Source organism: Moorena sp. SIO3I6, assembly GCF_010672095.1.
The window spans coordinates 1-1,466 of the sequence record NZ_JAAHHU010001275.1; the positions used below are offsets into that span (position 1 = coordinate 1).

The 1,466-nt window shown below is 41.6% G+C and carries 1 protein-coding gene; it reads left to right on the forward strand.

What is annotated here, in order from left to right:
* Window positions 1-904: RNA-guided endonuclease TnpB family protein (locus tag F6K49_RS48495; protein WP_293109835.1), on the forward strand; the 904-nt coding region annotated here is incomplete at its 5' end.
* Window positions 905-1,466: the final 562 nt, after the last annotated feature.

Below are 1,466 nucleotides of genomic sequence, written 5' to 3' on the forward strand. Positions count from 1 at the left end.
TGCACTGCGTATGCCAAGATACTTGAGAGATTTGAAAAAAGCTTTCAGTCGTTGGCGCGATCCGAAGCTTTGTTCAGGGATACCTCAATTTAAAAAGAAACGTCATCAATGTAGTTTTACGGTTGATGATGGACATGGGAAGCGCTTAGTAAAAGCTGGAAAATTTATCACGATTCCTACATTAGGAACCTTCCGAATTAAAGAAGCTATTCCGTTTAATTGTGGGTCTCAAACTTTCACAATTTCTCGTGAAGCTGGGAAGTGGTTTGTGTCGTTTAAAATCGAGGCTTGCCCCTTACCATCCATGAAACACACCCATAAAAAAGTTGGTGTTGATTTAGGTGTGAAGTGCTTTGCTACGTTATCTGACCACACCAAGATTGAGACTCCTAGTTCGATTAAGAAAGCGAAAATCAAGCTATCGAAACTACAAGGTCGAAATCGGAAAAAGGTGCTAGGCAATGGTCAGACAAAACAAAAACCTAGTAAGAACGCCCACAAATACTACCAGAAACTTCGTCAGCAACATCAGCATATTGCCAACAGTCGAGAAGACTTTTTACAAAAAGAGACAACTCGATTAGCTCAGACATATCAAGAAATCAAAATCGAAGACTTGAATGTATCAGGGATGCTTGCGAACCACAAATTAGCCGAGGCGATTTCTTTGTTAGGTTTCTATCGATTTAGAGAATTACTAACGTACAAACAAGAATTTCATGGCTTTAAGTTGACGTTGGTCGATCGATGGTTCCCTTCATCTAAAACCTGCCACAAGTGCGGTCATAAGCAAGATATGCCCCTTAAAGAGCGAATTTATGTTTGTGGTGGTTGTGGACTTATTGTTGACCGGGATATCAACGCAGCAATCAATATAGAGGGCTGGGAACCAGGTTTTACATAACACTGTCGGTGGCTACCGATAAAACGCCTGTGGAGTAGAAGAAGCCGTCTTCCTACGTATACAAACGAAGCAGGAATTGGACTTCAGACCGATGTAATGGTTTGTGTAAGATCCATGAAGCAGTGAACCAATCAACTCTCTACCTGAAACAAAATTTTTATCAGAATTTTTCTCAATACCCCAGATAACTATTTACCTATATACAAACGAAGGAAGACACAGAATCGAGAAGTGTAATCCAAGTAATCCACTAGGCAACTAAACCTACTCTTGCCAGCAAATATAGCGCTACGCGCAAGTCCGCAAGTCAGAAGTTAGAAGTCAGAAGTAAGCTATGACTAAGTTTCATGCGTAGTGCTATAACATCCCTTGTAGGTGCGTAGCGGATGAGGGCTACTGAAAGCCCACACTATACTGGATAGAGTTAGTGTGGTGAAGGTTATGTGAGTGATTAAGTGATATAGCAGTCGCCAGGGCAGGCGCGGACATGACAAAAGTCTCAAACCTAAGTAAGCGCAAGAGTTTGACTTCTGACTTCTGACTTCTGACTTCTGACTTCTGC